General features: G+C 65.9%; 1 pseudogene. It reads left to right on the top strand.

The window, feature by feature from the left end:
- Window positions 1-26: 26 nt before the first annotated feature.
- Window positions 27-343 (top strand): annotated as a pseudogene (locus ACLQ2W_RS33920) (hypothetical protein); the annotation flags it as partial.

A 343-nucleotide genomic window follows, 5' to 3' on the forward strand; every position in this document is an offset into this window, starting at 1 on the left:
CGTTGACCCCCGAATGGAGCCCCCTCATGAACACGATGCTGCGTAAGAGCGTTCTGGGTATTGCTGGTCTGGCTTTCGCCGGTGGTGTGTTCGCCGGTCCGATCGCCGGTCATGTCGAGTCCGCGCACGCCGCCACGGCCGCGAAGCCGGTTGCGGTCGCCAGCGTGCAGGGTGAGCAGTCCACGATCAACCTGAACGACGAGCAGACGGCCAACGTCAAGGCGATCATCGCCGCGACGAAGAAGGCCGGCCTGCCCGAGCGGGCCGCGGTGGTCTCGATCGCGACGGCGTTGCAGGAGTCGAAGCTGGAGAACCTGGGCCACCTCGGCGACAAGAATGACCA

The organism is Micromonospora sp. DT227, assembly GCF_049841835.1.
Taxonomy (GTDB): Bacteria; Actinomycetota; Actinomycetes; order Mycobacteriales; family Micromonosporaceae; genus Micromonospora.